Raw genomic sequence first — 24,772 nt, 5'->3', positions numbered from 1 at the left:
GAAATGAATCAAATCTACAAAAACCAAGAGTTCAAAAACGCGATTGTAATTGTCTGGCAAGTCTCTGCAATTTTATCACTTTTAATCTTATTGGTTTTATTTTTTGTAGATGAGCAAAAAATCCTGTTACAACTTCCAACTTGTGAAGCTCGGAAAAAGGGATTGGAATGTTTTCTATGTGGATCTACTCACGCTTTTATCGAACTTAAAAAACTGAATTTCAGTGGTGCTTTTGCATTGAATAAGTTAAGTCCGTTTATGTGTGTTTTACTAATCTTAAATTCACTTTTCTTTTTAAAATATTTATTTAAAAACTATAAAACAAAACTATGAAAACAGCAAGTCTGGTGATAGGAATCTTAGCGATTTTCGGAATGCTTTTCGGATTCATCCCTTGTTTGGGAGCGTTCAACTGGCTCAACATTCCATTTTCAATGATCGGATTGGTGATCAGCATTGTAGCTTACGTGCAAGAAGATGATCTGCCAAAAGGAAACGCCATCGCTGGCATCGCAATGTGTGGCGCGGCGGCATTTTTCGGATTTATCAGATTGATTTTAGGCGGCGGAATTTTGTAATCACTAAGGAATGATATTTATTTAGGCTAAAGCCAATTGCAAGCAAGTCCAACGAACAAGCGGGCTAAAGCCCACTCCTATTGATAAAATAAAACCGTCTTGTTACAGAACAAGACGGTTTTTCTATCATCTATCGTTGATGTTTCATCATTTATAATTACTCCAGCCAACCCATTTCTTTCATCCAATCATCGTTGTAGATTTTTCCAACGTAACGACTTCCGTGATCGTGTAGCAAAACGACAATAACATCGTCCTTCGTGAACTGATCTTTCATCTGAACCAAAGCAGACATTGCACTTCCCGCAGAATAGCCGCAGAAAATCCCTTCTTCTTTCGCCAGTCTTCTCGCATAGATAGCACCGTCTTTGTCGGTCACTTTCTCGAAATGGTCGATGACGCTCATATCGTAATTTTCTGGAAGGATATCTTCGCCAATGCCTTCTGTAATATATGTGTAGGCGTGATTTAGGTGGATTTCTCCAGTTTCGTGGATTTCTTTTAAGATTGAACCGTATGTATCCACACCAATGATTTTGATGTCTTTATTTTTCTCTTTGAAGAATGTTCCGCAACCTGTTACTGTTCCGCCTGTTCCAGCGCCAGCAACAAAATGCGTTAATTTTCCGTCTGTCTGTTCCCAGATTTCTGGCGCTGTACTTTCGTAATGTGCTAATCTGTTGGAAAGATTATCGTATTGATTTACGTACCAGCCATTTTCAGTTTCTTTCGCCAGTCTTTTTGAAACTGAATAATAAGATCTTGGATCTGTCGGTTTTACGTCTGTTGGACAAACTATCACTTCTGCTCCTACAGCACGGAGAATGTCACATTTTTCTTTAGATTGTTTGGAGTTGGTTACGAAAATACATTTGTAACCTTTTTGAATTGCAACCAAAGCCAATCCCATTCCTGTGTTTCCGGAAGTTCCTTCGATGATGGTTCCGCCTGGTTGTAAACGACCGTCTTTCTCAGCATCTTCGATCATTTTGAGGGCCATTCTGTCTTTTACGGAATTTCCTGGATTTGTCGTTTCAACTTTTGCCAAAACCAAAGCTGGGAAATCTTCTCCCAAAACTCTGTTTATTTTGACCAATGGTGTATTACCAATGGTTTCTACGATGTTGTTGTAATATTTCATAATTGTATAATTGATGATTGATAGTTTATAAATGATTGACGATAATCGAAGAATCGCTTAATAACTATCTGATATTTTTAATTGTGTTTTATATTTTTAATTGTAACTGGTTCTAAATGATGAGAAAACGTTGTTTCTATTTTGAATCTGCAGCCCGACTTGAGTGGAGCTCTTTTTTTGCATCGGGAAAAGCCTTGGCAAAAAAAAGCGGGAACGGAAGGCGGAAAAGCTGCCCAAATTACAATAATTTTTTAACTGTACTTGATGGCTCTTACTGGTGAGATTTTACTGATGAGATAACTTGGCAAGATCATCGCTATACCTGAAACAATAAAGATGCCGACTGAAACTGCAATGATGTAAAGCGGATTGAGATCCACCGGAACTGTACTGATAAAGTAATTCTCGGGATCTAATTTGATAAATCCTGTATATTTCTGAATCAATAATAATCCCAGCCCGATGACATTTCCTGCCAATAATCCCGGTATCATAATTAATAATGTGTAATTGATGAAGATGGATCTGATCTGTGCATTGGAAGCGCCCATTGTTTTCAAAACACCGATGGAGTTGGTCCTTTCTATGATTAAAATTAAGAGAACCATTACAATATTAATGACAACTACCAAAAGCATTATCGTGATAATAAGCGAAATATTCTGGTTGAAGATATTGATCCAATCCAGAATCTGCGGATATTTCTCTGTTACTTTTTCTGCATAATTTTTATAGCCAATGTATTTTTCGATCTCCGGAAAGACTTGATCTATTTTGTCTGTATCATCCAGGAAAATATCCAATCCGCCGACTTGCTTGTCCTCCATATTCATCACTTTTCGGACGTGGTTGATATCGCCAATGATGTAGAGATCATCCACAAGTTTGATGTCGGTTTTATAAATCCCTTTGACGACAAATTTTCTGTAAATCGGTTTCTGATCTTCCTTTGAAAAAATAGTAACGATGCTGTCATTCGCTTTCAGAGAAAGATCGTTGGCTATTTTTTCGGACAAAATAATTTCGTTGTTGTACCCCTCTTCTTTGAAATCCGGAATGGATCCGGAAATCATAAACGGCTGAAATCTGGTTTTGTCAAAGTCTTTCCCGACACCTTTCAGAATGATTCCTGCAAAATTAGTTTCTGTTCTCAGGATTCCACTGACTGAGGCGTAAGATTGTAATCCTGCTACGCCGGTAATATTTTTCACCGCATTGATATCCAAACCTTGCGTTTCCAAAACCGATGAGTTGTAGGAAGAATTGGAACGTGTGGATTTGACAGAAATATCGCCGCTGAAATTTGAGATTCGGTCTTCTATGGCTTTTTTGGAGCCGAGACCTGTAGAGATTGTAATCAAAGAAACAATGATGCCTAATGCAACGGAAAGCCTGCCAATGTAGACAATCACTTTCGAGAGATTATTTTTATTATCTTTGGAAAACGCTATCTTTTTCGAGAAATATAACGGAAAATTCAAATCAATGATATTAAGCTTCAAAAATAAAACTTTAGTTTTTATCCTGCTAATTTATTTTAGTTCAATCACTTTTATTAAATCTCAGAATGCTGTAAAAGACTGTTTTGCAACTGCTGCCGACAGACCGGAACTTTACCTTCCACTTTTGAAGAATAAAAACGTAATTGTTGCTGCAAACCAAACCAGCCTCCTAAAGGATAAAAAGCATTTGGTTGATTTTTTAGTTGAGAATAATGTCAAAATCAAATCCATCTTTGCACCCGAGCACGGCTTTCGCGGAACTGCCGATGCTGGTGAACACGTGAAAAGCGGCGTTGATAAGAAAACCGGCTTGCCAATCGTTTCGCTGTACGGTGACAACAAAAAACCAAAGGCTGAATATCTGAAAGGTGCAGATGTGATTTTATTCGATATCCAGGATGTTGGTGTTAGATTTTACACCTACATTTCCACATTATCCTATATAATGGAAGCGGCGGCTGAAAATAACATCGAAGTGATTGTTCTGGACAGACCAAATCCGCACGATGGCTACACCGATGGACCAATGATGCGAAACCAATGGAAAAGCTTTGTAGGATTGCATAATGTTCCTGTGGTTTACGGACTCACAATTGGCGAATATGGAAAAATGGTAAATGGAGAGAGATGGCTCAAAAATAACATCACAGCAAAATACACTTTGGTTCCGATGCTGAATTATCACAAGCAAAAAAGATATGGCGTTTCCGATAAACCTTCGCCCAATCTTCCAAATGATAAATCCATCAATCTCTATCCAAGTCTTTGTTTTTTTGAAGGAACACAGGTTTCTGTGGGAAGGGGAACAAATCTTCCTTTCCAAATCTTTGGAAGTCCCTGGACAAAAACCTTTCCTTATCAGTTCACGCCAAAACCAGCTGAAGGTGCAAAAGATCCATTCCTCAATGGAAAATTATGCTACGGAGAAAATCTTAGCAGTTACTCAAAGGACTTGCGGGGTTTGAGTCTGGAATGGCTAATCAAATCTTACAAGGACTATAAAAATCCTCAACAAAACTATTTTTTACAAAATTTATTTTTTGACAAATTAGCAGGAAGTGATGAACTCAGAAAACAGATCATTGCTGGAAAATCTGAAAAAGAAATCAAAGAAAGCTGGAAAAAAGATCTTGCAGATTTTGAGAAAGTAAGACAGAAATATATTGTTTATCCAAACTAAAAAAACCTCGCGGAATGCGAGGTTTCTGTTTTTTTTATTATTCTGTTATTTCAAGAAAACTGAAATACCAGCGTTCACACCGAAAGTGTTTGTTTGTACTTTCACATCGCTGTCATCATCGTACTTACCGTTAGTCCCAGTGTAAGAAACCCCAAGGTCGATACCGATTGAAGGTGTTATAAGAAGAACAATTCCACCTTTTCCTTTCCAAGCAAAGCCGTTCAGGTTATCTTCGTAATTGTTAGACCCTGTTCCAGTCTGTGTAAATTTCTCTTTAGAAGTAGAATATCCTGCACCAGCACCTAAATAAGGTAAAACTTTAGAGTCTGATTTAAAGTAGTAAGTTGCAGTTGGCAAGATAGAAAATGTGGACAATGTGGTTTTTGCGGAGTAATTTGTCCCCATAAAAGTGCTCTCCACTTTCGTAGTAAGTGATGTGTAACCTAGATCAATACCAATAGCTAATTTATCAATCACAAAGTAACCCGCTGAAGGTGTGATTGTAAAAGTTGATACTTTTGGTCCGTCTGTGGAGTTATTATCATACTTATATTTTGTGTTGGCGGAATTAAATCCTAAAGTAGTAGATCCACCGACAACCCAAGATCCTTTTTCAGTTTGAGCGTTCATTGTTCCAAAAAGTGCAATGGCTCCAAGAACTAATAGTTTTTTCATAGTTGATTAATTTTAGTCTGCAATTTTAAGATTATTTTAACTTAAAACAAAACAACTTATAAGAAATCATAAAATTAATTTTCTTCTGCCAACCATTCACCGTAAGAATTTTCGGTTTCGTGAAGTTTCAGGTACGCAAGCTGAACTTCAGATGGAAGTTTGGATTTGATTTTTGAAGCGATATCGTAGAGCATATTCTCACAAGTCGGCTGATAATCACAAAAAATCACCTTATGACCTTGATTTTCCAAACTCTCTCCTAGCAATTTGTGTGGCGATGCTCCATTCACAAGAACTGAGTGATCCCAAAGATTAATTATTTCGTCTTTTACAATTTTTTTGATATCACCAAAATCTACGACCATTCCGTTCTTGTGGTCATCGAGATTGTTGATCGGATTTCCCTTCACAGTTACAAATAATTTATAGGAATGGCCGTGCATATTCTTGCATTTTCCATCATAATTATAGAGCACGTGAGCGGTCTCAAAAGTAAAAATCTTGGTAATCCTTATCATTCTGCAAAGATAATTAAAAATCTGTTTAATTATTTTGACGATAAACTTTTTCAAATTCGTATTTTTGCAGTCAAAGACACAATGTTATTATGAAAAAAGCACTTCTATTCTTAAGTTTAATTTCCTCTGTTTATTTCTATTCTCAAGATTTTTCTGGTATCAACAAAATCCTGGAAAAAATTGAGGAAAAAGGAAAAAAAATGAAAGATGCTACCAATTACGATCTCAAAGGTAAAAAATTCGTTTTGGTAGAGGATTTTGAAGACCACGGAGAACGTCACGTTTTAGAATTCAATGCTGACGGGACTTTGACATTAATTGAACTGATTGATGACAAATCCAGCGGACAGAGTTTTTCTAATATTTTCACGGGAGATTATATTCGCAAGAAAAATGCGGTTTCTGTAAGAGCCAATTTCCTGGAAGGCAAACAGATTGCCATGCCATTGGTTTACAGTTTATACATCATGAATGCGAGCGACATCTGGTATTTGAAAGATATTAATAGCAACAAACGCTGGATTGAGAATAACAACCTTGTTAAGAAGCAAAAGTAAACTCTATCTTTCTTTTAGAAAATCAATACAGATTTCAGCGGCTTCATCTAATTCTTTTGGTAAAGAATCGCTTTTCCAAGGCTCTTTTGCACCGAAGGTGTGACCAGTCTGGTGTATGATTTTGAATTGAGAATCCTTTGTCCAATGATGAAGGTTTTCGGAATGATCGATTGTAACCGCTTCATCATCAGTTCCGTGAATGAATAAAGCCGGAATTTTCAGATTTTTGCAAGCTTTCTCAACATCAAATCTTTCCTTTTTATTTTCGTAGTCTTCGAAAAATTGAAAATAATGAGGCATTTTTTGTTTGGTTCTGGCATTTTCGATGAAATATACGCCATTCTTTTTCCAGTTTTCAAAAGCTTCATCTTTCGGAAATCTGTCAAGCGTCGAAATACTTGCAAGCGTTATTAATGCGGTAATATTTTGATTTTCTGAAGCTTTAACAATCGAAATTCCGCCACCTCGGCTGTGTCCTAGTAAAATTATATTTTCAGCGTCAACTTCTTTTTGATTTTTGAAATGATCGATAACAGTTTCCAGATCATCTAATTCTTTTGAATAATTATTCTGCCCAAAAGCTTCCAGATCGCCGAAGTTGTTTGGATCTTCAATCGTGGTTCCATTATGCGACATATTGAATTTGACAAAATAAAATCCTGCATTCGCCAACTTCTCTCCCATCAGTTCCCAAGTTCCCCAATCTTTATAGCCTTTGTAACCGTGAACAAATATTATTAAAGGAAGCTTCTTTTCTGATTCAGGAAAAAAGGCATCTGCCAAGAATTCTCTTTCACCTTTTAGAACAATATTTTTTTGTTTGATCAAGTTCATAATTGAAGTATTGTTAAAACACAATTTTGTCATTCCGTAGGAATCTCAATAGTTTAGATTCCTGCGGAATGACAAAAAGATGTAAAATTTTGAAACAAATATATTTTATATCGTCATCGAAAAAATCCGTGTTTCCGGTTTGTTCCTTAACATTCTTAGATCAAAGACCATCGCAACGTTTCTTGTGAAAGCCCTTCCTTTTTCCGTGATCTTGATTTGATTTTCCGAAATTTCTACCAATCCGTCAGATTCCATTTCTTTCAGTTTTTCAATGGAGTTTTCAATCTCTGGGAAGGAATTCTGCAGATCCCAACTGGTTTCCAGCTGACACATCAGATTTAAAATATGTTTTCTGATATTCAGATCCTCTGCGTCTAAAATATGACCTCGGAAAACCGGGATTTGTCCTTCTTCAACTAACTTCTGATATTCCTCCACCGTTTTCACGTTTTGTGCAAACGCATACCAGGAATCTGAAATTGCGGACATTCCCAAACCAACCATCAGTTGGGTTTTGCTTGATGTGTAACCCATAAAATTACGGTGCAGTTTTTTCTGAATTTGAGATTGATAAAGATCATCGTGTTCCAAAGAGAAATGATCCATCCCAATTTCTATGTAACCAAGATCTTCCAACAGTTTTTTTCCGTCTTCGTAAAGTCTTCTCTTTTCGTCGCCACTTGGTAAATCATTTTCGTCGAAACCACGTTGACCAACACCTTTCACCCACGGCACGTGTGCGTAGGAATAAAAAGCCAATCGGTCCGGCTTCAATTCCATTGTTTTACGGATTGTGAATTCCATCGCTTCCCAAGTCTGATGTGGCAATCCAAAGATCAAATCGTGGCTCACGCCTTTGTAGCCAATTTCTCTTGCCCAATTGGTCACATTTTCGACATTTTCGAAAGGCTGAACCCGGTTGATCGCCTTTTGAACTTTCGGATCATAATCCTGAACACCGAAACTAACTCTCGTAAATCCTAGATCAAACAAGGTTTGAAGATGTTCGCGGGTTGTATTATTCGGATGACCTTCAAAGCTGAATTCCTGATCTTCGGCAATTTCTACCGTATCAAAAATGCCTTGTAAAAGTGTTCTCAAATTTTCTGGTGAGAAGAAAGTCGGAGTTCCGCCTCCAAGGTGAAGTTCTTTCAATTTTGGTTTGTGATCGAACAATTCCAAGTACAATTTCCATTCTTTCAAAACGCTTTCCAGATATGGAATTTCTACAGAATGTTGCTTCGTAATTCTCTTGTGACAGGCACAAAATGTACAAAGCGCCTCACAAAAAGGCAAATGAATATAAATAGAAATCCCTTCCTCAGAATTGCTTTCCGAGAAAGATCTTATCACTGATTTTTTCCAGAGATCTGCGGTAAAACCTTCCTCATTCCAATAAGGAACAGTCGGGTAAGAGGTGTAACGCGGACCAGGAATATTGTATTTGTCAACTAAAGAATTCATTGGGGCAAAGTTACAAAATTTGAGTTTGGAATGAATTTGAATTAGGATGACTTTTGATTGGTAGTTTCTATAATGGATGTCCAAATTTCTATAAAACGACAAAGTCCATAGCCCCGATAGGAACGGCATCCTTTTTTGCTTTCTGGTACAATCTTTCTTTTGATGACAAACTTTCTGAAAGCAAAAAAGATATAGTGGATAGCGGGAAATAGCTCCTAAAAATTGAACAAAAAAACCTTTCAAATTCTGATTTTGAAAGGTTGAAATTTAAATTAATTTCTTTTTATTATTTCTTTACAATCTTTATAGACTGTCTTCCGAGATTGGAATGTACTGCTAAAATATATTCTCCAACAGGATAGTTGAAATCCAGAGAATACTTTTTTAGTCCTTTACTGCTTACGTCATCCTTCAGAATATTTCCCAAATATTTTCCCGTCAAATCATATAATCCAATGATAATATGATCCGAATGTAAATACTGAATATTGAGGTTGAGCTTGTCTTTAATAGGATTTGGAACAACTTCAATTTTTAGATTTATTACTTTTTCATTTTCTGTTTCGTTGGTTGCCAAGCCTGTGGTCGTCATTTTATAAATATGATTTCCTGAGGCAAATGCAACATTGTTATTCACAAAAAAGATTCGGTTGAGAGACCCGCCGAGATTGTTGTTGACCCAAGTAGTTCCGCCGTCAAAAGTTTCTATAAAACCCGAGTTGTGACCTCCCATCCAGCCGTGTGTCTCTGACACAAAACCTACCGCCTGAACATAAGGATCCGGGAAATTCTTTGTTTGCCAATTAATTCCGCCATCCAATGTTTTTAATAATTTTCCCTGTGTCTCAGATTCTATGGAGCAGAACATTTTTTTTTGGTCTTCAAAAATCTGCATTTTCCAAACGTAATCTCCCGGTTCATTGGTTCTGTAAATTTGAGTCCAGGATTCGCCGCCGTCTATAGTTTTTAGGATCACTGCGCCTTGGTCATCTCCTCCGGAAACGAAACCAACATTTTCATCTATGAACATTATCTCAACAAGAGCTGTTGCGTAGGCAGACATATCGATAAACTTCCAAGTGGATCCAGAATCTGTGGATTTAATGACATAAGCTGGAGAAAACCAAGCACCACAGCCATAAACTGTAGATGTTCCAACAGCGTCTAATCCACAAATAGCTGGTGGATTGGGGGAAATATTATTGACTTTTGTCCAGGTGGTTCCGCCATTTACTGTTTTATAAAAATTATTATTAAGCGTACCTACAAAACCAATGTTCTCATTGAGGAATTCTATATTCCTAAAATATTGTCCTGTGGTAGAACTTACAATTTGTTCTGTCCAGCTGACGCCGCCGTTGGTCGTTTTGAAAACAGTTCCGTTTCCGCCTCTCGCCGCCCAGCCTATATTTTCATTAAGAAAAAAAACATCGTCATATCTTCCGGTTGTTGAAGGAGGCGATGATAATGATTTCCAATTATAAGTCTGTGCTGAAGCTAGATCTGCAATAATTAGCAGAAAAAATAATAGTTTTTTCAAGGTTTTAATTTTTCGTAAAAATAAAAAAATCGGGATATAATTCCCGATTTAATTTTTATCTGTTATGAAATGCTTATCTCAATTCTGCGTTCAATTCCTTTGTGAAGGACTTGATAAGCGAGTTCATTACTTCTGTAATGTCTTTGTCTTCCAAGGTTTTTTCTTCGTTGAGGAGTTCGAAACTCATCGCGTAGGATTTTTTGCCTTCTGGAAGATTTTTGCCTTCGTAAACATCGAAAAGGTTGATCTTCTTGAGGAAAGGCGATTTGTTCTTCTTCGCCAACTCGTACAATTCTGAGTAAGAAATCGTCTTGTCCACCAGCAACGCAAGGTCTCTTCTGATCTTGTTGAATTTTGGAATATCGACAAATTTCAGGTTTTCGTTGCTTCTGAAACACTGGCAATTTTCCAGCTCGATCTCTGCGTAGAAAACGTCTTGGCTGATGTCGAAATCCTTCAACAATTGTGGGGAAACCTTCCCTAATCTTGCCAAAGTTTTCCCATCTGCCGAGATTTCCAAAGCGTCGGAAAAACGTGGATCTTCCAAAGCGGATTCGTGAAGGTCAAGGTTTAATTTTTCCAAAAGAATTTTCACGTAAGCTTTCAAATGGTAGAAATCTGTCGCGCTTTTTGGCTGAAGCCAGTTCTCTGCAACTTCTCTCCCAGTTGTCAGAATCGCCAATTGTTTTCTTTCTTCGTACTTTTTTTCCCTTTGGTCAAGATACGCTTCGCTTGATTCTTTTTTATGATAAATTTTCCCTAATTCGAAAAACTTGATGTCGGCTGATTTTCTGTTGATATTGTAGATTGCATTTCCCAAAAGTCCTTCCAGCAAAGACTTTCTCATATAAGCCAAATCGTTGCTCAATGGATTCAACAACTTTACTGCATCGGTCTCGTCTTTCACAGAAGTCAATGAATTGTTCATCACCTCGTTGAAGCCATTGCCTTGTAAAGTCCTTGCCCAAGCGTTTTCCAAAGCATCTTGATCTTCGAAATCTAATTTCACAGGCGTGAAGGAGATCTTCTTTGGTGCTTCAATCTTGTTGTAACCGTAGATCCTTAGAACTTCTTCGATGACGTCAATCTCTCTGGTAACATCGGCTCTGTATACTGGAATTGATAATTCCAATCCATTTTGAATTTCATTAAGAATTGTAATCTCCAAAGATTTTAAAATCTCTTTGATCTTCTCTCTGTGAATTTTAGTTCCAAGAATCTGATCGATCTTCGAATATCTGAAAACGACGTAATGGTCTTTGATCTTCTCCGGATAACTTTCCAAGATCTCGCCAACCAATTTTCCGCCAGCCAATTCATCGATCAACTGGATCGCGTGTGTCAAAGCGGTTCTTGCATTGTTCGGATCCACACCTCTTTCGAAACGGAAAGATGCATCGGTATTGAGTCCGTGGAATTTTGAAGCTTTTCTGATCGCCACCGGATTGAAGTAAGCACTTTCCAAAAATATCGTTTTGGTTTCCGAAGAAACACCACTTTCACTTCCACCAAAAACGCCGGCAATGCAAAGCGGATTGTCTTTTCCGTCTTTGATGATGATCTCGGAACCGTTCAAAGTTCTTTCCACACCATCCAAAGTTTTGAATTTTGTCCCTTCTTGGACTGTTCCAACTTTCACGACCTTGTCTGCAATTTTGTCTGCATCAAAAGCGTGAAGTGGTTGTCCGAGACCGTGAAGAATATAATTGGTAATATCTACCACATTATTGATCGGCGAAAGTCCGATGGCTTTCAATCTTGCTTTCAACCAATCTGGAGAAGTATTCACTTCTACATTTTCGATTACTGCACCCAAATATCTTGGTGTAAGTTCAGAGTTTTCTATTTGTAATTTGAAATCGTGAGAACCTTCGATATTTAAAACTTTGGATTCTATTTTCGTGAATTCTGATTTCAGGTTATTGGAAACCAAGAAAGCCTGCAAGTCTCTGGCAACGCCGTAATGTGACATTGCGTCGGTTCTGTTTGGCGTCAATCCAATCTCGTAAACCTCATCGTTTGTCAATTCAAAATAGTCTGCGAAATTCTTTCCAACTTCGAATTTTTCTGAATCCAATACCATAATTCCGCCGTGATCATCGCTTAAGCCCAATTCGTCTTCTGCGCAGATCATCCCTTCGGAAACTTCGCCACGGATCTTTGCCTTTTTGATATCGAAAGAACTGCCGTCCTTTGCATAAATCTTGGTTCCAACCACTGCAACGGGAACGGTTTGCCCTTTAGCAACATTTGGCGCACCACAAACGATCTCTAGAATTTTTCCACCAACATCAACGGTTGTTTTGTTGAGTTTATCTGCATTCGGATGTTTTTCGCAAGTCAAAACTTTGCCAACAACGATTCCTTCCAAGCTACCTTTTACGCTTTCGAATTTATCCACGCCTTCCACTTCCAGACCGATGTCTGTAAGATACGCACTGATCTTCTCCGTAGAAAGTTCAGTTTTGATATAATCCTTAAGCCAATTATTTGAAATTTTCATTATTTATATTATTGTCGGAAGTCAGAAGTCTGATGTCCGAGGTTTTATTTTAATTTAATTTTTTTCAGATTTGAATCTTCAAATCTCTTTTTTTATTTTAAAGCTGTATTCTACTTATCATCATAATGTCCCCAAGCCGAAAGAAAAAGAATATCATTAGATTCTATCTCATAAACCAAACGATGTTGCTTGTTGATTTCGCGAGACCAAGTCTCAACTTTTCGATGTTTAAGCTGTTCTGGTTTTCCCGTTCCAATTCTAGGACTATCCAGACATTCCGTTACAAAACGTTCGACTTTTGAAAGCAACTGTTTTTGTCCTGATTTTTTATGTTTTTTCAGGTCTTCAATAAATTTTTCGGTATAGTTTACAGAAAAACTCATAATGAATCAAAAAAATTCTTGACCTCGTCTTTTGACTTCAGCACCTTTTTGCTCTTGCTTTTTTTTGATTCATCAAGCATTTCGTCAAATTCCTTACGAGAATATTTTATTTTCTCAGCTGAATCTGAAGCATTTTCTTTTACCTTAAGCTTTTTAACGCCAAGCGCTTTTAAAATTGTGCGGATTTTTTCAACTTCGGATTTATCCGCTTCAAATGTGAACGTTGTCATATTCCGTTATTTTATAGGTTAAAAAAATATTTATTAAACAAAATTTGAGATTTGAATCATCAAATCTCAAATCTTACTTATTTATAAAATTGATAAATAATCATTCATCAATTATCATTTATCACTTATAAACCAATCACTGGCATTGACAGCATCAGGATACTTTCGTTATCCTCCAATCCGTCAACTGGTTCTACGATTCCTGGTCTGTTTGGCTGAGACATTTTCATCGTGACATCATCTGAAGCTAAAACGGATAACATCTCTGTCAGGAATTTTGAACTGAAACCGATGTTGATATCATCACCATTGTAATCGCAAGGAATCTGCATATCTGCCTTGTTTGCGTATTCCGTATCTTCTGCGTGAAGGTGAAGCACGTTTCCAGACAATTTGAATCTTACCTGATTGGTCGATTTGTTTGACATAATGGACGCTCTACGGATAGAACTCAAAAGCAAACCTCTGTTGATGGTCAAAACGTTTGGATTTTCTTTCGGGATAACAGCGTTGTAGTTTGGATATTTTCCATCAATCAAACGACAGATCCAAGTGTTGTTCCCAAAGGTGAATTTCGCCATATTGTCGCTAAACTCGATCAAAACATCTTCCGTTGAATTGTTCAGGATATTTTTGAAGATCGCCAATGGTTTTTTCGGCATAATGAATTCCAAAGTCTCAGGATGTGTGACATCTGTTCTTTTATAAACCACCAATCTGTGAGAATCTGTGGACACAAAGTTCGTCTCATCTTCTTTGAATTGAAACAAAACACCTGTCATCACTGGACGAAGAGAATCGTTACTCGTCGCAAACAAAGTGTTCGCCAAAGCTTCTGCCAAAACGCCACCAGAGATGGACACTTTTTGAGACGCATCGAACTCCGGCAATTCCGGGTAATCGTCCGCATTGTCTAGCGCTACTGCAAAGTTATCTTTCTCATCCAAGATCTCCAGCACGCTCCCGTTTCCGTCTTCGGAATCTTTCACGGCCAAAGTCAAAGGTTGCTCGCCGTAAGTCTTCAAGAAATCTTGAAAGATCTTCCCGGGAACTGCTATTTTTCCTTTGTCATCTGACTTCACCTCAAGAGAAGTGATTAGCGTTGTTTCGCCGTCTGATGCGGTAACAGTCAACAAGTTCTGATCTAACTCGAAAAGAAAATTCTCCAGAATCGGTCTGGACTGTGAACCGGAAATCACACCGCTAACGGTCTGTAAAGCTTTTTGCAAATCGCCACTGGCAACAATAAATCTCATAAACTGTATTTATTTCAATTCTACAAAGATAATGAATTTGATGTGATTTTAAAAGCTGTATTTATTTAGTTATTAACAATTTTTAGATTTATCTATCTTTGTTGATATTATTCCTATGAAAAAACCGCCATTTCATAAAAGTGTTCAGTTCACAATCCGTGGAATCCTGTGGATTTTGAGGAACGAGCGCAATTTCCAGATCCATATTTTGGGATTGATCATTAATCTTTTTCTGATCGTCTATTTGGGACTTTCAAATTTTGAAAGTGCGTTGATCATTATGGTTTCATTCTTCGTCTTGGTGACGGAAGCTTTGAATACTTGCGTAGAGAAGATCTGCGATTACATCCAACCGGAATTTGATCTGAAAATTGGACTTATTAAAGATTTGGCTGGTGGAGCGGTTTTGCTAGCGACTATATCTGCAATCTGTATTGGAGCTTTGGTTTATTGGCCTTATTTGAAGTTGTATTTTTATTGATATAAATTTGTTTAACACAAAGACACAATATTCTTTTAACATTTTATTGCTTTAAGGCACGAGGAAAATCAGAGATTTTTTATTTAATGAAATTAAACTTTGCGCCTTAAATAAATCAATAATTATAAATGATCTTGTGCCTTTGTGTTTTTTTGATTTCACATTAAGTTTATATTTTAAAAATTAGAAAAGATTTAATCCTATTTTCTACATAAAATTTTTACATTTGTTTTCAATATAATTCTAGAATGAGCAAAAAAAACATCGCCGTCGTAATGGGCGGATATTCTGATGAATACAAAGTTTCTCTAAAAAGTGGACAATTGATTTTCGATTCTTTGGACCGTGAAATCTATAATGTTTACAAAGTGGTCATCCTGAAGGATGAATGGTATTTCCTCGATGAAAACGATCAAAAAAAACCAATCAACAAAGCTGATTTTTCTGCCGATCTAGGAAATGGAGAAAGTCTGAAATTCGATGCTTGTTTCAATATCATCCACGGAACGCCTGGCGAAAACGGAATTCTGCAAGCTTATTGGGACGCTGTTGGACAAAAATATACGGGCTGTGATTTCTATCAAAGTGCCTTGACCTTTAACAAAAAAGATACTTTAGCGGTTCTTTCAAAATACGGAATTCCATCAGCAAAAAGTATTTACCTAAGAAAAGGCGAAGATATTTCTGATGACAAAATCGTGGAAGAATTGGGATTGCCACTTTTCGTGAAGCCCAATCAAAGCGGTTCTTCACTCGGAATTTCCAAGGTCAAAGAAAAAAGCGAATTGAAAAATGCACTTGAAATCGCCTACAAGGAAGACGACGAGATCCTAATTGAAAGCGCTTTAAACGGAACCGAGGTTTCTGTGGGCGTTTTGGATTACAAAGGTGAAGTCATCGTGCTTGGAATTACGGAAATCATCCCGGACAAAGAATTCTTCGATTATGAAGCCAAATATGAAGGCGCTTCCCAGGAGATCACGCCTGCAAGAATTGACGAAGAGACGACAAAGAAGGTGGAAGAGATCTCCATCAAAGCTTATAGATCACTTGGAATGAGTGGATTTTCGAGGTCAGAATTCATCATTGTGGACGGAATTCCTTACCTTTTGGAAATGAATACAAATCCTGGATTTTCGCCGGCAAGTATCCTTCCGCAACAAGCGAAAATCTACGGAATCTCCATCAAAGACCTTTGTGGAAGCGAAGTTGAGAAAGCTTTAAATAAATAATTATAAATTAGCCAGAGAAAAGTCTTTGGCTTAATTTTTTTTAAATCTGAAATAAATGAAAATTGCTGTTTTCCCCGGATCGTTCGATCCCATCACACTTGGACATTACGATATCGTAGAGCGCGCCGTTCCGCTTTTTGACAAGATCATCATCGCCATCGGAAAGAATTCTCAGAAAAAATATATGTTCTCTCTGGAGCAACGCAAGGAATTCATCAGAAAAACCTTCGAAAAATTTCCTAATGTTGAAGTCGATGATTTTGAAGGATTGACCATCGATTACTGTAAAAGTAAAAACGTGAATTTCATTTTGAGAGGCTTGCGAAATCCGGCCGACTTTGAATTTGAAAAGTCAATTGCCCAAACCAACCGAGCTTTGACAAGGGAAAATACCATTGAAACAATTTTCCTTTTGACATCTTCAGGCAAATCGTACATCAGCAGTAGCATTGTTCGAGAAATAATCTCCTATGGCGGAAACTATCAGATTATGGTTCCTGATGCAGTGAGAGTTGAGAAAAAACTATAAAAGAAAATCCTGAATATTTACGATTCAGGATTTTTTGTTTTTATTAAAAACTAATTTTCTAAATAATCGATTGCAAATTGTGTCCAATCTTCCACCGATTGATCCAGATAAATATCGGGTTGAATTCCGATGTTATCAATTGGATATTCCGGCAAGCGCATCGCCTTGTAAGTTGGTAATAAAAGCTGATAATCCTGACAGCCAAATTCTGTATAAATTGCATTTCCATAGTCCAAAGCGCCGTAACTTGGGATTCCCATAATTTTTACCTTCTTGCTTTGCTTGGCAATGTAAAGCAAATATTCCGCGGAACTTCCTGTCCATTTGTTGGCCAGAATAATTATGTTTTTTGGACTTTTTGATGCGACATCAATTTTTTGGACACGATTCAATCCGCCTTTTTCATCGTAATTAAAATATCGTCCCAGGTTTTCTTTCACTTTAGCAATTTGATTATCAACAATTTCAGTTGACTCATCTTTTCCAAGGTTCTTTTTATATTTTTCCAAACTATTGAGGAAAGTCTGACTTGCCAAGAACTCAACGCCAGTATGTTGGATTGATTTTCCAGAAATGTAAGGCAATAGTTTTTGGTATGCATCCGTTGTTCCTCCACCATTTCCTCCACCATTTCCTCTAATATCGATAATGAGATTTTCGCTGTTTTCTAGCAAAGCTTTATTATCTTCGATCAGTTTGTCGATTTCTTTTACAAGATGGTGTTCAAAACTTGGTAATTTCAGAATTGAAGTTTTCTCCGACACTTTTTTAAAACTAAAACCTGTCAAGTCTTTCAATCTTTTCTCCTGCTGTTCAAAAGCGACACTTGGTTTGGAAATCTCCTTTGCTAATGCGACATCTATTTCATCGAAGAACAAAATGTTTTTATCGAAGAACTTATATTTTCCATATTTTTTGGATTTATCTCCTAACAAATATTCAAATTTTTGTTCGGAGAATATTTTGAATTTTACATCGCCAGCTTTCCAGGAATTAGAAGCAGATTCAATGATAAAACCGACATATTCATTCGCATTTGTCTTCTTAATTCCGATTTTATAACCGTCTGTTGACCAAATACCTTCAAATTCATCAACTGACTTAACTATATTTTTCTGAAAATCTTTAATGTCAATATTTAGTTTTTCAGCAGAACCATTATTTGCATTTGCAAAAGGCCGATTGTTCATCCCTACCCAAAGATGCGGATCTTTGAAGAAATCGGTGTACTTTTTCATTGTTTTTTGACAAGCCAAATCGTCTGAACTTTTGGATTGACTAATCAGGTTGTTTTTAAAATCGATGTAAGATTCTTTGTCCTTGGTTTTATCTTCAAAACCTGGATAATTGTTCTCTATCTTGTTGATCAATTGATTTAATGCCTGGCTGCAGTTGCATTTAGTTTCTTGGGAGAAAGTGAAATTTACTAACAATACTGCCGTTAAAAAAAGTAATTGTTTCATTATATCTAAATATTATGATGCAAATATAGATTTGGGAAACAACCTGAGATTGTAAAAATGGAAACCTTAGATAAAAAGCCAGACATTTTCCTTTTCCGTATTGACGGTTTTAAAGAAAGAATTCGGACTCACATTCGTAAGTTGCTTGAAATCCTTGATTAAATGTGACTGGTCGTAAAATGAACTTTCAAGTGACAGATCGGTCAAATTTTTCTGATTTTTTTGATTGATAATCGCATTTCTAAAACGATGAATCTTGCGATATTCCGACGGCGATTTTCCGATTGTCTTAGAAAAAAGTCTGTTTAGATATTGTCTTGAGAAATTATTTTTGATGGCAATATCATCAATTCTAAAATCTGATTCGATGTCGGAAATTATATTTTCTAAATCTGAAAAATCCTTCTCTTCCAACTTTGAAAGCCAAAATTCTTCTAATTTTGAATTTCTCTATCCTTGATTTTGAAGATACTTTCCATCGAATCATTCAAATCTTCGAAAGGATTAAAATGCAGACCTAGAATATTTTTAAAGAAAATCTCAGGATTTTTCACAAATTGATTAATCCCTAATGGCTTGAAGTAAATTGTCACTTCAGCTACCACACCTTCGTAGCACACCTCAATTGGCTTAGTATATTTTGCAACAAAATCTGAAATGATATTTTCATTCTTGGATTGCCTGACGATTATTTGCTTGTCATTGATCTCAACATCTGCATTTTGATTTATGGAGACTATGAAGAAATTATTTGGGAACGTCCAGTAATGCAATGGCCCTGCGTTCTCATCTGGCGAAATGAAATAATATCCTTCAATGTACTTTCTCAAAAGTTCATTTTTTGGTTTGTAAAATTCAAATTTCATTTGACGAGAGTGATTTGTGAAAAGAATATTAAATTGATCAAAAATACAAATAAAAAAAACCGCCTAAAGTTAGGCGGTTTTAAGTGGTTTCTCCAGGGATCGAACCAGGGACACATGGATTTTCAATCCATTGCTCTACCAACTGAGCTAAGAAACCATTGTTTTTTTGAGCAATGAACTCATTTATTAGTTTTAAAATATTAATAGTAAATCAATATTAAATTGTGGTTTCTCCAGGGATCGAACCAGGGACACATGGATTTTCAATCCATTGCTCTACCAACTGAGCTAAGAAACCATCACTCGCATTGTTATTTTGAGTGGTGCAAAAATATAGTCTTTATCCTTACGATGCAAATTATATTGAAAATTAGTCAATATTTATGTGAAAATTACTGATTTTCAGAGGATTTTTTTTCAGTTTGTGCTTTGAAAAAATCACTTAACTCCTCCAAAACAGGCTTTATCGTATCTTCCGGAAGATCGCTGATTCGGATGTACATCAATCCATCAATCGCATCGTTAAAGTTTGGATCTACGTTGAAGGCGATCATTTTTGCATTCTGCTTGATGTATTTTTTGATTAAAACCGGCAATCTAAGTTCTGGCTCTAGATCATCAATAATCTTATCTAATTTATTAAGATCGGCATCAATATCTTCGAAAAACAACGCTTTATCACGTTCCTTCATCACCACTTTAAATTCATTTTTTGGATGAATGTATTGCGCAACGGCAGAATCGTAATAGTGAGATCGCATAAACTCAATCATCAAAGATTTCGAAAATTCTGAAAACTTATTGCTGATACTTACACCACCCATCAGGAATTTATGCTCTGGATTTCGGAGGCAAACGTGCACAATTCCTCTCCACAGTAAGAATAACGGAAAAGGCTTCTGCTGATATTCCACAGAAACATAAGCACGTCCCATTTCGATCACTTTTCGGAAGAATGGTTGCAACTCCGGATCGTATTCGAAAAGTGAGCTCGTATAGAATCCATCAATTCCATATTTCTTCATCACTTCTGACCCCAAAGCCATCCTGTAGGCGCCAACCAGCTTTTTGCCGGCATTATCCCACATAAAAAGGTGGTGATAATGGTTATCATATTCGTCCAGATCAAAAGGGAGGTTTGTGCCTTCACCAATTGCCCGGAACGTCAATTCTCTTTGACGCCCGATTTCCCTCATTATAAAAGGAATCTCGGCTGACGTCGTAAAAAACACATCGTAATCGCCGTGAGAGAAAAGCTTTTTGTTTTCGGTATTTTTTAGCGTGTTTATTTCGGTTTCAATATCCTCCGTCGGCGTTTCATCAATGATATTCTGTACGATATTATTCTGCTTTACCAATGGATTTTTGAGCGACATATTTGGAAGCTTCAATTTTTCCGTAATGCTTTTTCTCCTTTCGTAATAGGACTTCAGCATATAAACCTTATTATAAAGATAATCGCCAAGTTCGTCGATCGTTTCCTCTTCCTGCATTTGCTTTACAGAGATGGCCTTTCCTATTCGGATACGGATTGGATGATCTCTCTTGCGCATCATTTCTGTTGGCAACATCAAGGTTTGCAAATCTGGATGCAGCTTGGCCAAATTGTAAAAAATCTTACTATTGGTGGCGTGGAAATACATAGGAACTACAGGAACTTTTGCTTTTTTAATGATCTTCAGCGCTGTTTTTCCCCAAGGTCTGTCGAGAATTTCCCCGTACTCATTATTTTTATTTGAAACTTCGCCAGCTGGAAATATTCCCAAACATCCGCCTTCCGACAAATGTCTGAAAGTTTCTCTCATTCCCGATGAACTGCTATACGCATCTTTCCGCTCCTCAAATGGATTTACGGAAATCACGAAGGGTTCCATCGGTTTGATTTTGGACAAGAGAAAATTCCCCATCACTTTGAAATCCGGACGGACACTCAAAATGATCTTGCACATCAATATCCCATCCAACGCACCCAGTGGATGATTGGAAACAATGATGAAAGGTCCGGTCTTGGGAATTTTGGAAAGATCTTCCGCAAAAACAATGTAGCTGAGTTCCTGCGCTTTTACAAATTCATCAAAAAATTCCACACCTTTTGTATGGATGAGTTTATTATAAAGTGTGTTGACTTCATTTATTTTGGTGAGATTCATGATCGCAGACGCAACGGGTCTCTTGAGAAAACCAATTTTATCGAGTCCGGCTGCTTTTATCAAGTCTTCTTTAGAAATTAAGCTCATAGTGTTTTTACATGGTTACCATTTGGAAGGTTTTTTTGGAAATCTGCTCCAACAGTACTTTTTTGTCCTTGTAGAATTTCTCCAGCTTGTCCAATTCAGCATTTCTAACGGTAAACAAGGATACATTTTTCGTCATTTGTGTGATGAAACTCTGTTGCAGTTCTTCGTTAAATTCGTTCGCCGTTCCAAATTTGTCTTCCAAACATAAAGCTAATGAAATTGCTGAATTCTGCATCAAAGAAACTTTAATTTTATATTTTGCTAAAAGTGTAAAGATCAAACTGATGTGATCCTCGGCTATGAAAGAGAAATCTCGGGTTTCAACATTCAGCAAAGTTTGATTTTCTTTGAGGATGTAACTTTCGATAGATTCGTTTTCTGTGGAGTTTCCGACTTTGGTACCCGGTTCTTTCGGTTCTACAAAAGATTTTACGAAAAACGGAATATTCTTCTGTTTAAGTGGCTGTAAAGTTTTTGGGTGAATGACGGATGCGCCGTAATAAGCCATCTCGATTGCTTCTTCGTAAGAGATGAAAGACAACAATTCCACGTTATCAAATTTCCTAGGATCTCCAGTCATCACACCCGGAACATCTTTCCAGATGGTCATTTCGTCCGCATTGAGGCAATAAGCAAAAATTGCGGCCGTGTAATCGGAACCTTCTCTTCCTAAAGTTACCGTGAAATTATTGGTCTCGGAACCGATAAATCCTTGAGTAACGTAGCAATTGATTTTATCCAATTTGGAAATATTCTGTTCCGTTTCCTGCCAGTTTACGATTCCTTCTCTGTAATTGCTGTCAGTTTTAATGTAATCTCTAGCATCAAGCCAATGGTTAAAAAACTGAATCTCATTAAGATATTCACTTAATATTTTTGAAGAAATCATCTCGCCGCAACTCACAACCTGATCGTAAACAAAGTTATAATTAGGCGATTTGTTTCGTCTTAAGAAAGAATCAATGTCATCAAAAAATAATGAGATCTCTCCGAAAACCTGATGATTCTCAGAAAATAAACCTTTGGCAATGGCGATGTGATCGTTCTTTATCAGTTCGATCTCCTTCTGGTAATCCTGTTTCTTGAAATAATATTCCACTACTTTTTCCAAAGCATTCGTGGTTTTCCCCATTGCGGAAACCACCAGCAGACATTTTTCAAAACCCTGAGTTTCCAGAACCAAGGCTACATTTTTTACACCTTCAGCATCTTTTACAGACGCACCACCAAATTTGTAGATTTTCATTAGATTTTTTAAGACTTAAAGCAGTTGATTTTAATGTAATAAAATCGTTAATTTATTATTAACCCCCAAAAATATTAATAATGAACGAAATATAAAAATTGGACTTTGCATTTTTTAATGACTCAATATGAAACATTACACCATATTAATAGAAATATGATAAGTATCATCAAATAGTGATAAATTTTGTTTCATTTGTTTGAAAAATAATATAGTTTTGTAAATCTGAAAATTAAACCCATGTCAAAACAAGCGTTACAAACTTTAGGAGAATTCATCATCGATAAACAGGATGATTTCAAATATTCCACCGGAGAACTTTCCCGTCTTATAAGCTCTATCAGAATTGCAACCAAAATTGTAAACCGTGAAGTGAACAAAGCCGGAATTGCAGACATCATCGGAAACGTTGGAAATATGAATATCCAAGGTGAAGATCAGCAAAAACTAGATGTTTTGGCGAATGACATCTTCATCGCCGCATTATCTCAGAGAGAAGTTGTGTGCGGCATCGCATCAGAAGAAAGTGATGATTTCATCGAGGTGAAATGTACAGAAAATGCGCACCTTAGCAAATATGTTGTTTTGATCGATCCTCTGGATGGTTCTTCCAACATTGATGTGAACGTTTCTGTGGGAACGATCTTCTCTATTTACAGAAGAGTTTCCGATCCAGGAAGCCCAGTAGAATTGAGAGATTTCTTACAAAAAGGTGTCAATCAGGTGGCTGCAGGCTATGTGGTTTACGGTTCTTCTACAATGATCGTCTACACGACAGGAAATGGCGTGAACGGATTTACTTTAGATCCATCGATTGGAACTTATTATTTATCTCACGAAAACATCAAATTCCCAACGATGGGGAAAATCTATTCCATCAATGAAGGAAATTATGCAAAATTCCCTCAAGGTGTGAAAGATTACATCAAATATTGTCAGGAGGAAGAAGGCGACAGACCTTACACTTCACGTTATATTGGATCTTTGGTTTCAGATTTTCACAGAAATATGTTGAAAGGTGGGATCTACATCTATCCGCAAACATCACATTCACCAAATGGAAAATTGAGACTGCTCTACGAGGCCAATCCAATGGCTTTCTTAGCAGAACAGGCTGGCGGAAAGTGCAGCGACGGTTTCAAGAGAATTATGGAGATCGAGCCAACAGAATTGCATCAGCGTGTTCCGTTTTTCTGCGGAAGCGCGGCAATGGTGACGCAGGCTGAGGAATTTATGGCAAAAGCTGTCAGCAAAAATTAGAATTAAAATTTTAAACTATACAAAAGACCGATTTTCTCGGTCTTTTCTTATTTTTGTAGGATGAAGACTGCGACATTCAACCAATACATTCTTAATTTCAAACAGCCAAGTGGAACATCTCGAGGTGTTTTGAATACGAAAGAAACTTATTTCATAGAAATTACCGAAGACGACAAAAAAGGAATTGGAGAATGTGCACTTTTCCGAGGATTGAGTTTTGATGACGACGACGATTACGAAGCTGCTTTGGAATGGGCTTGTCGGAACATCAATTTGAGTTTTGAAGAATTGAAGGAAGAATTGGTAAATCATCCGTCGATTATTTTTGGGATCGAACAAGCGCTTGCCAATTTGAAACATCAAGGCGACCTCTATTTTCCGAGTGATTTTACAGAAGGAAAAGATTCAATCAAGATCAATGGTTTGATATGGATGGGAAATGCAGCATTTATGCATTCTCAAATTGAAGAAAAATTGAAAGATCAGTTCACTTGCATCAAACTGAAGATCGGCGTAGACTGGCAATCGGAGAAAGAAGTGATCAAATCAATAAGAAATAAATTCCCGAAAGAACAAATCGAACTTCGTGTGGACGCAAACGGTGCTTTCTCTCCGGAACAGGCAAAATTGGTTTTGGAAGAATTGGCAGAATTAGAAATTCATTCTATCGAACAGCCAATACAAGCTGGAAACTGGAAAGCGATGGCTGAACTTTGCAAAAACACGCCAACGCCAATTGCTCTCGACGAGGAATTAATAGGCGTTTTAAATATCGAGTCAAAAAAAGAACTTCTGAAGGAGATCGAACCTCAATACATTATTTTGAAGCCAAGTTTGATCGGTGGTTTTTCCGGCTCAGATGAGTGGATCAATTTGGCAGAAAAAAACAACATCGATTGGTGGATCACTTCCGCATTGGAAAGCAACATCGGACTGAACGCCATAGCACAATATACTTATAACAAAAAGAATCCAATGCCACAAGGTCTGGGAACTGGAGGATTATTTACCAACAATTTTCCAAGTCCACTGATTCTAAAAGGCGAAAATCTGTGGTTTAAAAATTGATTTTGCAAACAAAACAGCAATAAGCCTTT

General features: G+C 37.0%; 25 protein-coding genes and 2 tRNA genes. 9 read left to right on the top strand and 18 right to left on the bottom strand.

The features are described from left to right. Positions 1-3 precede the first annotated feature (3 nt). Both PQ459_07760 and PQ459_07755 read left to right on the top strand, forming a co-directional pair. Entirely contained in the window at positions 4-333 is a 330-nt protein-coding gene (locus PQ459_07760; GenBank protein ID WDF48364.1) for a DUF2752 domain-containing protein, read from the top strand. Next, positions 330-578 (top strand): hypothetical protein, encoded by a 249-nt coding sequence (locus tag PQ459_07755; protein WDF48363.1) that lies wholly within the window; start codon positions 330-332, stop codon positions 576-578. Before PQ459_07760 ends, PQ459_07755 begins: the two co-directional genes overlap by 4 nt. Before the next feature lie 157 nt (positions 579-735). On the opposite strand, the gene PQ459_07750 is transcribed toward PQ459_07755, so the two are convergent. Together PQ459_07750 and PQ459_07745 are read right to left on the bottom strand one after the other, a co-directional pair. Further along, positions 736-1,719, bottom strand: coding sequence for a pyridoxal-phosphate dependent enzyme (locus PQ459_07750; protein ID WDF48362.1), 984 nt, complete (start codon positions 1,717-1,719; stop codon positions 736-738). A gap of 251 nt (positions 1,720-1,970) precedes the next feature. Beyond that, entirely contained in the window at positions 1,971-3,200 is a 1,230-nt protein-coding gene (locus PQ459_07745; protein ID WDF48700.1) for an FtsX-like permease family protein, read from the bottom strand. Positions 3,201-3,204: 4 nt separating this feature from the next. Here PQ459_07745 and PQ459_07740 point away from each other — a divergent pair, with 4 nt between their 5' ends. Then, entirely contained in the window at positions 3,205-4,401 is a 1,197-nt protein-coding gene (locus PQ459_07740) for a DUF1343 domain-containing protein (GenBank protein ID WDF48361.1), read from the top strand. Positions 4,402-4,446: 45 nt separating this feature from the next. Here the strand turns inward: PQ459_07740 and PQ459_07735 are convergent, their stop codons facing one another. Together PQ459_07735 and PQ459_07730 are read right to left on the bottom strand one after the other, a co-directional pair. Then, positions 4,447-5,076, bottom strand: a complete 630-nt coding sequence (locus tag PQ459_07735; protein WDF48360.1) for an outer membrane beta-barrel protein — start codon at positions 5,074-5,076, stop codon at positions 4,447-4,449. Between the two features lie 74 nt (positions 5,077-5,150). Continuing rightward, complete coding sequence (locus PQ459_07730) at positions 5,151-5,594, bottom strand: 6-carboxytetrahydropterin synthase (protein WDF48359.1); 444 nt, start codon at positions 5,592-5,594, stop codon at positions 5,151-5,153. Positions 5,595-5,683: 89 nt separating this feature from the next. Here PQ459_07730 and PQ459_07725 point away from each other — a divergent pair, with 89 nt between their 5' ends. Beyond that, positions 5,684-6,151, top strand: coding sequence for a hypothetical protein (locus PQ459_07725; protein ID WDF48358.1), 468 nt, complete (start codon positions 5,684-5,686; stop codon positions 6,149-6,151). Between the two features lie 3 nt (positions 6,152-6,154). Here the strand turns inward: PQ459_07725 and PQ459_07720 are convergent, their stop codons facing one another. The 7 genes from PQ459_07720 to dnaN all read right to left on the bottom strand — a co-directional run bounded on the left by PQ459_07720 (position 6,155) and on the right by dnaN (position 14,361). Further along, positions 6,155-6,985 carry an alpha/beta fold hydrolase gene (locus PQ459_07720; GenBank protein ID WDF48357.1) on the bottom strand — a complete coding sequence of 277 codons (831 nt, stop codon included), beginning with the start codon at positions 6,983-6,985 and terminating at the stop codon, positions 6,155-6,157. A 105-nt stretch (positions 6,986-7,090) separates the two neighbouring features. Next, complete coding sequence (gene hemN, locus PQ459_07715) at positions 7,091-8,449, bottom strand: oxygen-independent coproporphyrinogen III oxidase (GenBank protein ID WDF48356.1); 1,359 nt, start codon at positions 8,447-8,449, stop codon at positions 7,091-7,093. Positions 8,450-8,735: 286 nt separating this feature from the next. After that, positions 8,736-9,989, bottom strand: coding sequence for a photosystem II stability/assembly factor-like protein (locus PQ459_07710; protein ID WDF48355.1), 1,254 nt, complete (start codon positions 9,987-9,989; stop codon positions 8,736-8,738). Between the two features lie 73 nt (positions 9,990-10,062). Next, entirely contained in the window at positions 10,063-12,492 is a 2,430-nt protein-coding gene (gene pheT, locus PQ459_07705; protein ID WDF48354.1) for a phenylalanine--tRNA ligase subunit beta, read from the bottom strand. 110 nt (positions 12,493-12,602) lie between these two features. Next, positions 12,603-12,875 (bottom strand): Txe/YoeB family addiction module toxin, encoded by a 273-nt coding sequence (locus PQ459_07700; protein ID WDF48353.1) that lies wholly within the window; start codon positions 12,873-12,875, stop codon positions 12,603-12,605. Continuing rightward, on the bottom strand, positions 12,872-13,105 hold the full coding sequence (locus PQ459_07695) for a hypothetical protein (protein ID WDF48352.1): 234 nt from the start codon (positions 13,103-13,105) through the stop codon (positions 12,872-12,874). The genes PQ459_07700 and PQ459_07695 overlap by 4 nt, the downstream gene beginning before the upstream one ends. A 125-nt stretch (positions 13,106-13,230) precedes the next feature. After that, positions 13,231-14,361 carry a DNA polymerase III subunit beta gene (gene dnaN / locus PQ459_07690; protein WDF48351.1) on the bottom strand — a complete coding sequence of 377 codons (1,131 nt, stop codon included), beginning with the start codon at positions 14,359-14,361 and terminating at the stop codon, positions 13,231-13,233. A 115-nt stretch (positions 14,362-14,476) separates the two neighbouring features. On the opposite strand from dnaN, the gene PQ459_07685 reads away from it, so the two are divergent. From PQ459_07685 to coaD, 3 genes are all read left to right on the top strand, one after another. Then, positions 14,477-14,842, top strand: a complete 366-nt coding sequence (locus PQ459_07685; protein WDF48350.1) for a diacylglycerol kinase family protein — start codon at positions 14,477-14,479, stop codon at positions 14,840-14,842. 248 nt (positions 14,843-15,090) lie between these two features. Then, positions 15,091-16,074, top strand: coding sequence for a D-alanine--D-alanine ligase (locus PQ459_07680; GenBank protein ID WDF48349.1), 984 nt, complete (start codon positions 15,091-15,093; stop codon positions 16,072-16,074). A 55-nt stretch (positions 16,075-16,129) separates the two neighbouring features. Continuing rightward, complete coding sequence (gene coaD / locus PQ459_07675) at positions 16,130-16,603, top strand: pantetheine-phosphate adenylyltransferase (GenBank protein ID WDF48348.1); 474 nt, start codon at positions 16,130-16,132, stop codon at positions 16,601-16,603. Between the two features lie 50 nt (positions 16,604-16,653). Here the strand turns inward: coaD and PQ459_07670 are convergent, their stop codons facing one another. From PQ459_07670 to PQ459_07640, 7 genes are all read right to left on the bottom strand, one after another. Beyond that, entirely contained in the window at positions 16,654-18,066 is a 1,413-nt protein-coding gene (locus PQ459_07670) for a S41 family peptidase (protein ID WDF48347.1), read from the bottom strand. A 66-nt stretch (positions 18,067-18,132) separates the two neighbouring features. Continuing rightward, entirely contained in the window at positions 18,133-18,480 is a 348-nt protein-coding gene (locus PQ459_07665) for a helix-turn-helix domain-containing protein (protein WDF48346.1), read from the bottom strand. A 20-nt stretch (positions 18,481-18,500) separates the two neighbouring features. Next, positions 18,501-18,932 carry a hypothetical protein gene (locus PQ459_07660; GenBank protein WDF48345.1) on the bottom strand — a complete coding sequence of 144 codons (432 nt, stop codon included), beginning with the start codon at positions 18,930-18,932 and terminating at the stop codon, positions 18,501-18,503. 84 nt (positions 18,933-19,016) lie between these two features. Beyond that, positions 19,017-19,089, bottom strand: a tRNA-Phe gene (locus PQ459_07655). Positions 19,090-19,157: 68 nt separating this feature from the next. Next, positions 19,158-19,230: transfer RNA gene (locus tag PQ459_07650), tRNA-Phe, on the bottom strand. A 94-nt stretch (positions 19,231-19,324) separates the two neighbouring features. Further along, positions 19,325-21,169, bottom strand: coding sequence for a lysophospholipid acyltransferase family protein (locus tag PQ459_07645; protein WDF48344.1), 1,845 nt, complete (start codon positions 21,167-21,169; stop codon positions 19,325-19,327). Positions 21,170-21,176: 7 nt separating this feature from the next. Then, positions 21,177-22,415, bottom strand: coding sequence for an aspartate kinase (locus tag PQ459_07640; GenBank protein ID WDF48343.1), 1,239 nt, complete (start codon positions 22,413-22,415; stop codon positions 21,177-21,179). A gap of 240 nt (positions 22,416-22,655) precedes the next feature. On the opposite strand from PQ459_07640, the gene fbp reads away from it, so the two are divergent. Next, complete coding sequence (fbp, locus tag PQ459_07635) at positions 22,656-23,675, top strand: class 1 fructose-bisphosphatase (protein WDF48342.1); 1,020 nt, start codon at positions 22,656-22,658, stop codon at positions 23,673-23,675. 60 nt (positions 23,676-23,735) lie between these two features. Further along, entirely contained in the window at positions 23,736-24,743 is a 1,008-nt protein-coding gene (locus PQ459_07630; GenBank protein ID WDF48341.1) for an o-succinylbenzoate synthase, read from the top strand. Positions 24,744-24,772 lie beyond the last annotated feature (29 nt).

The sequence above is a fragment of the Chryseobacterium sp. KACC 21268 genome (assembly GCA_028736075.1).
Lineage (GTDB): Bacteria > Bacteroidota > Bacteroidia > Flavobacteriales > Weeksellaceae > Epilithonimonas.
Note: the sequence above shows the minus strand (reverse complement) of the source record. Positions and strands in the feature narration are given on the sequence as shown.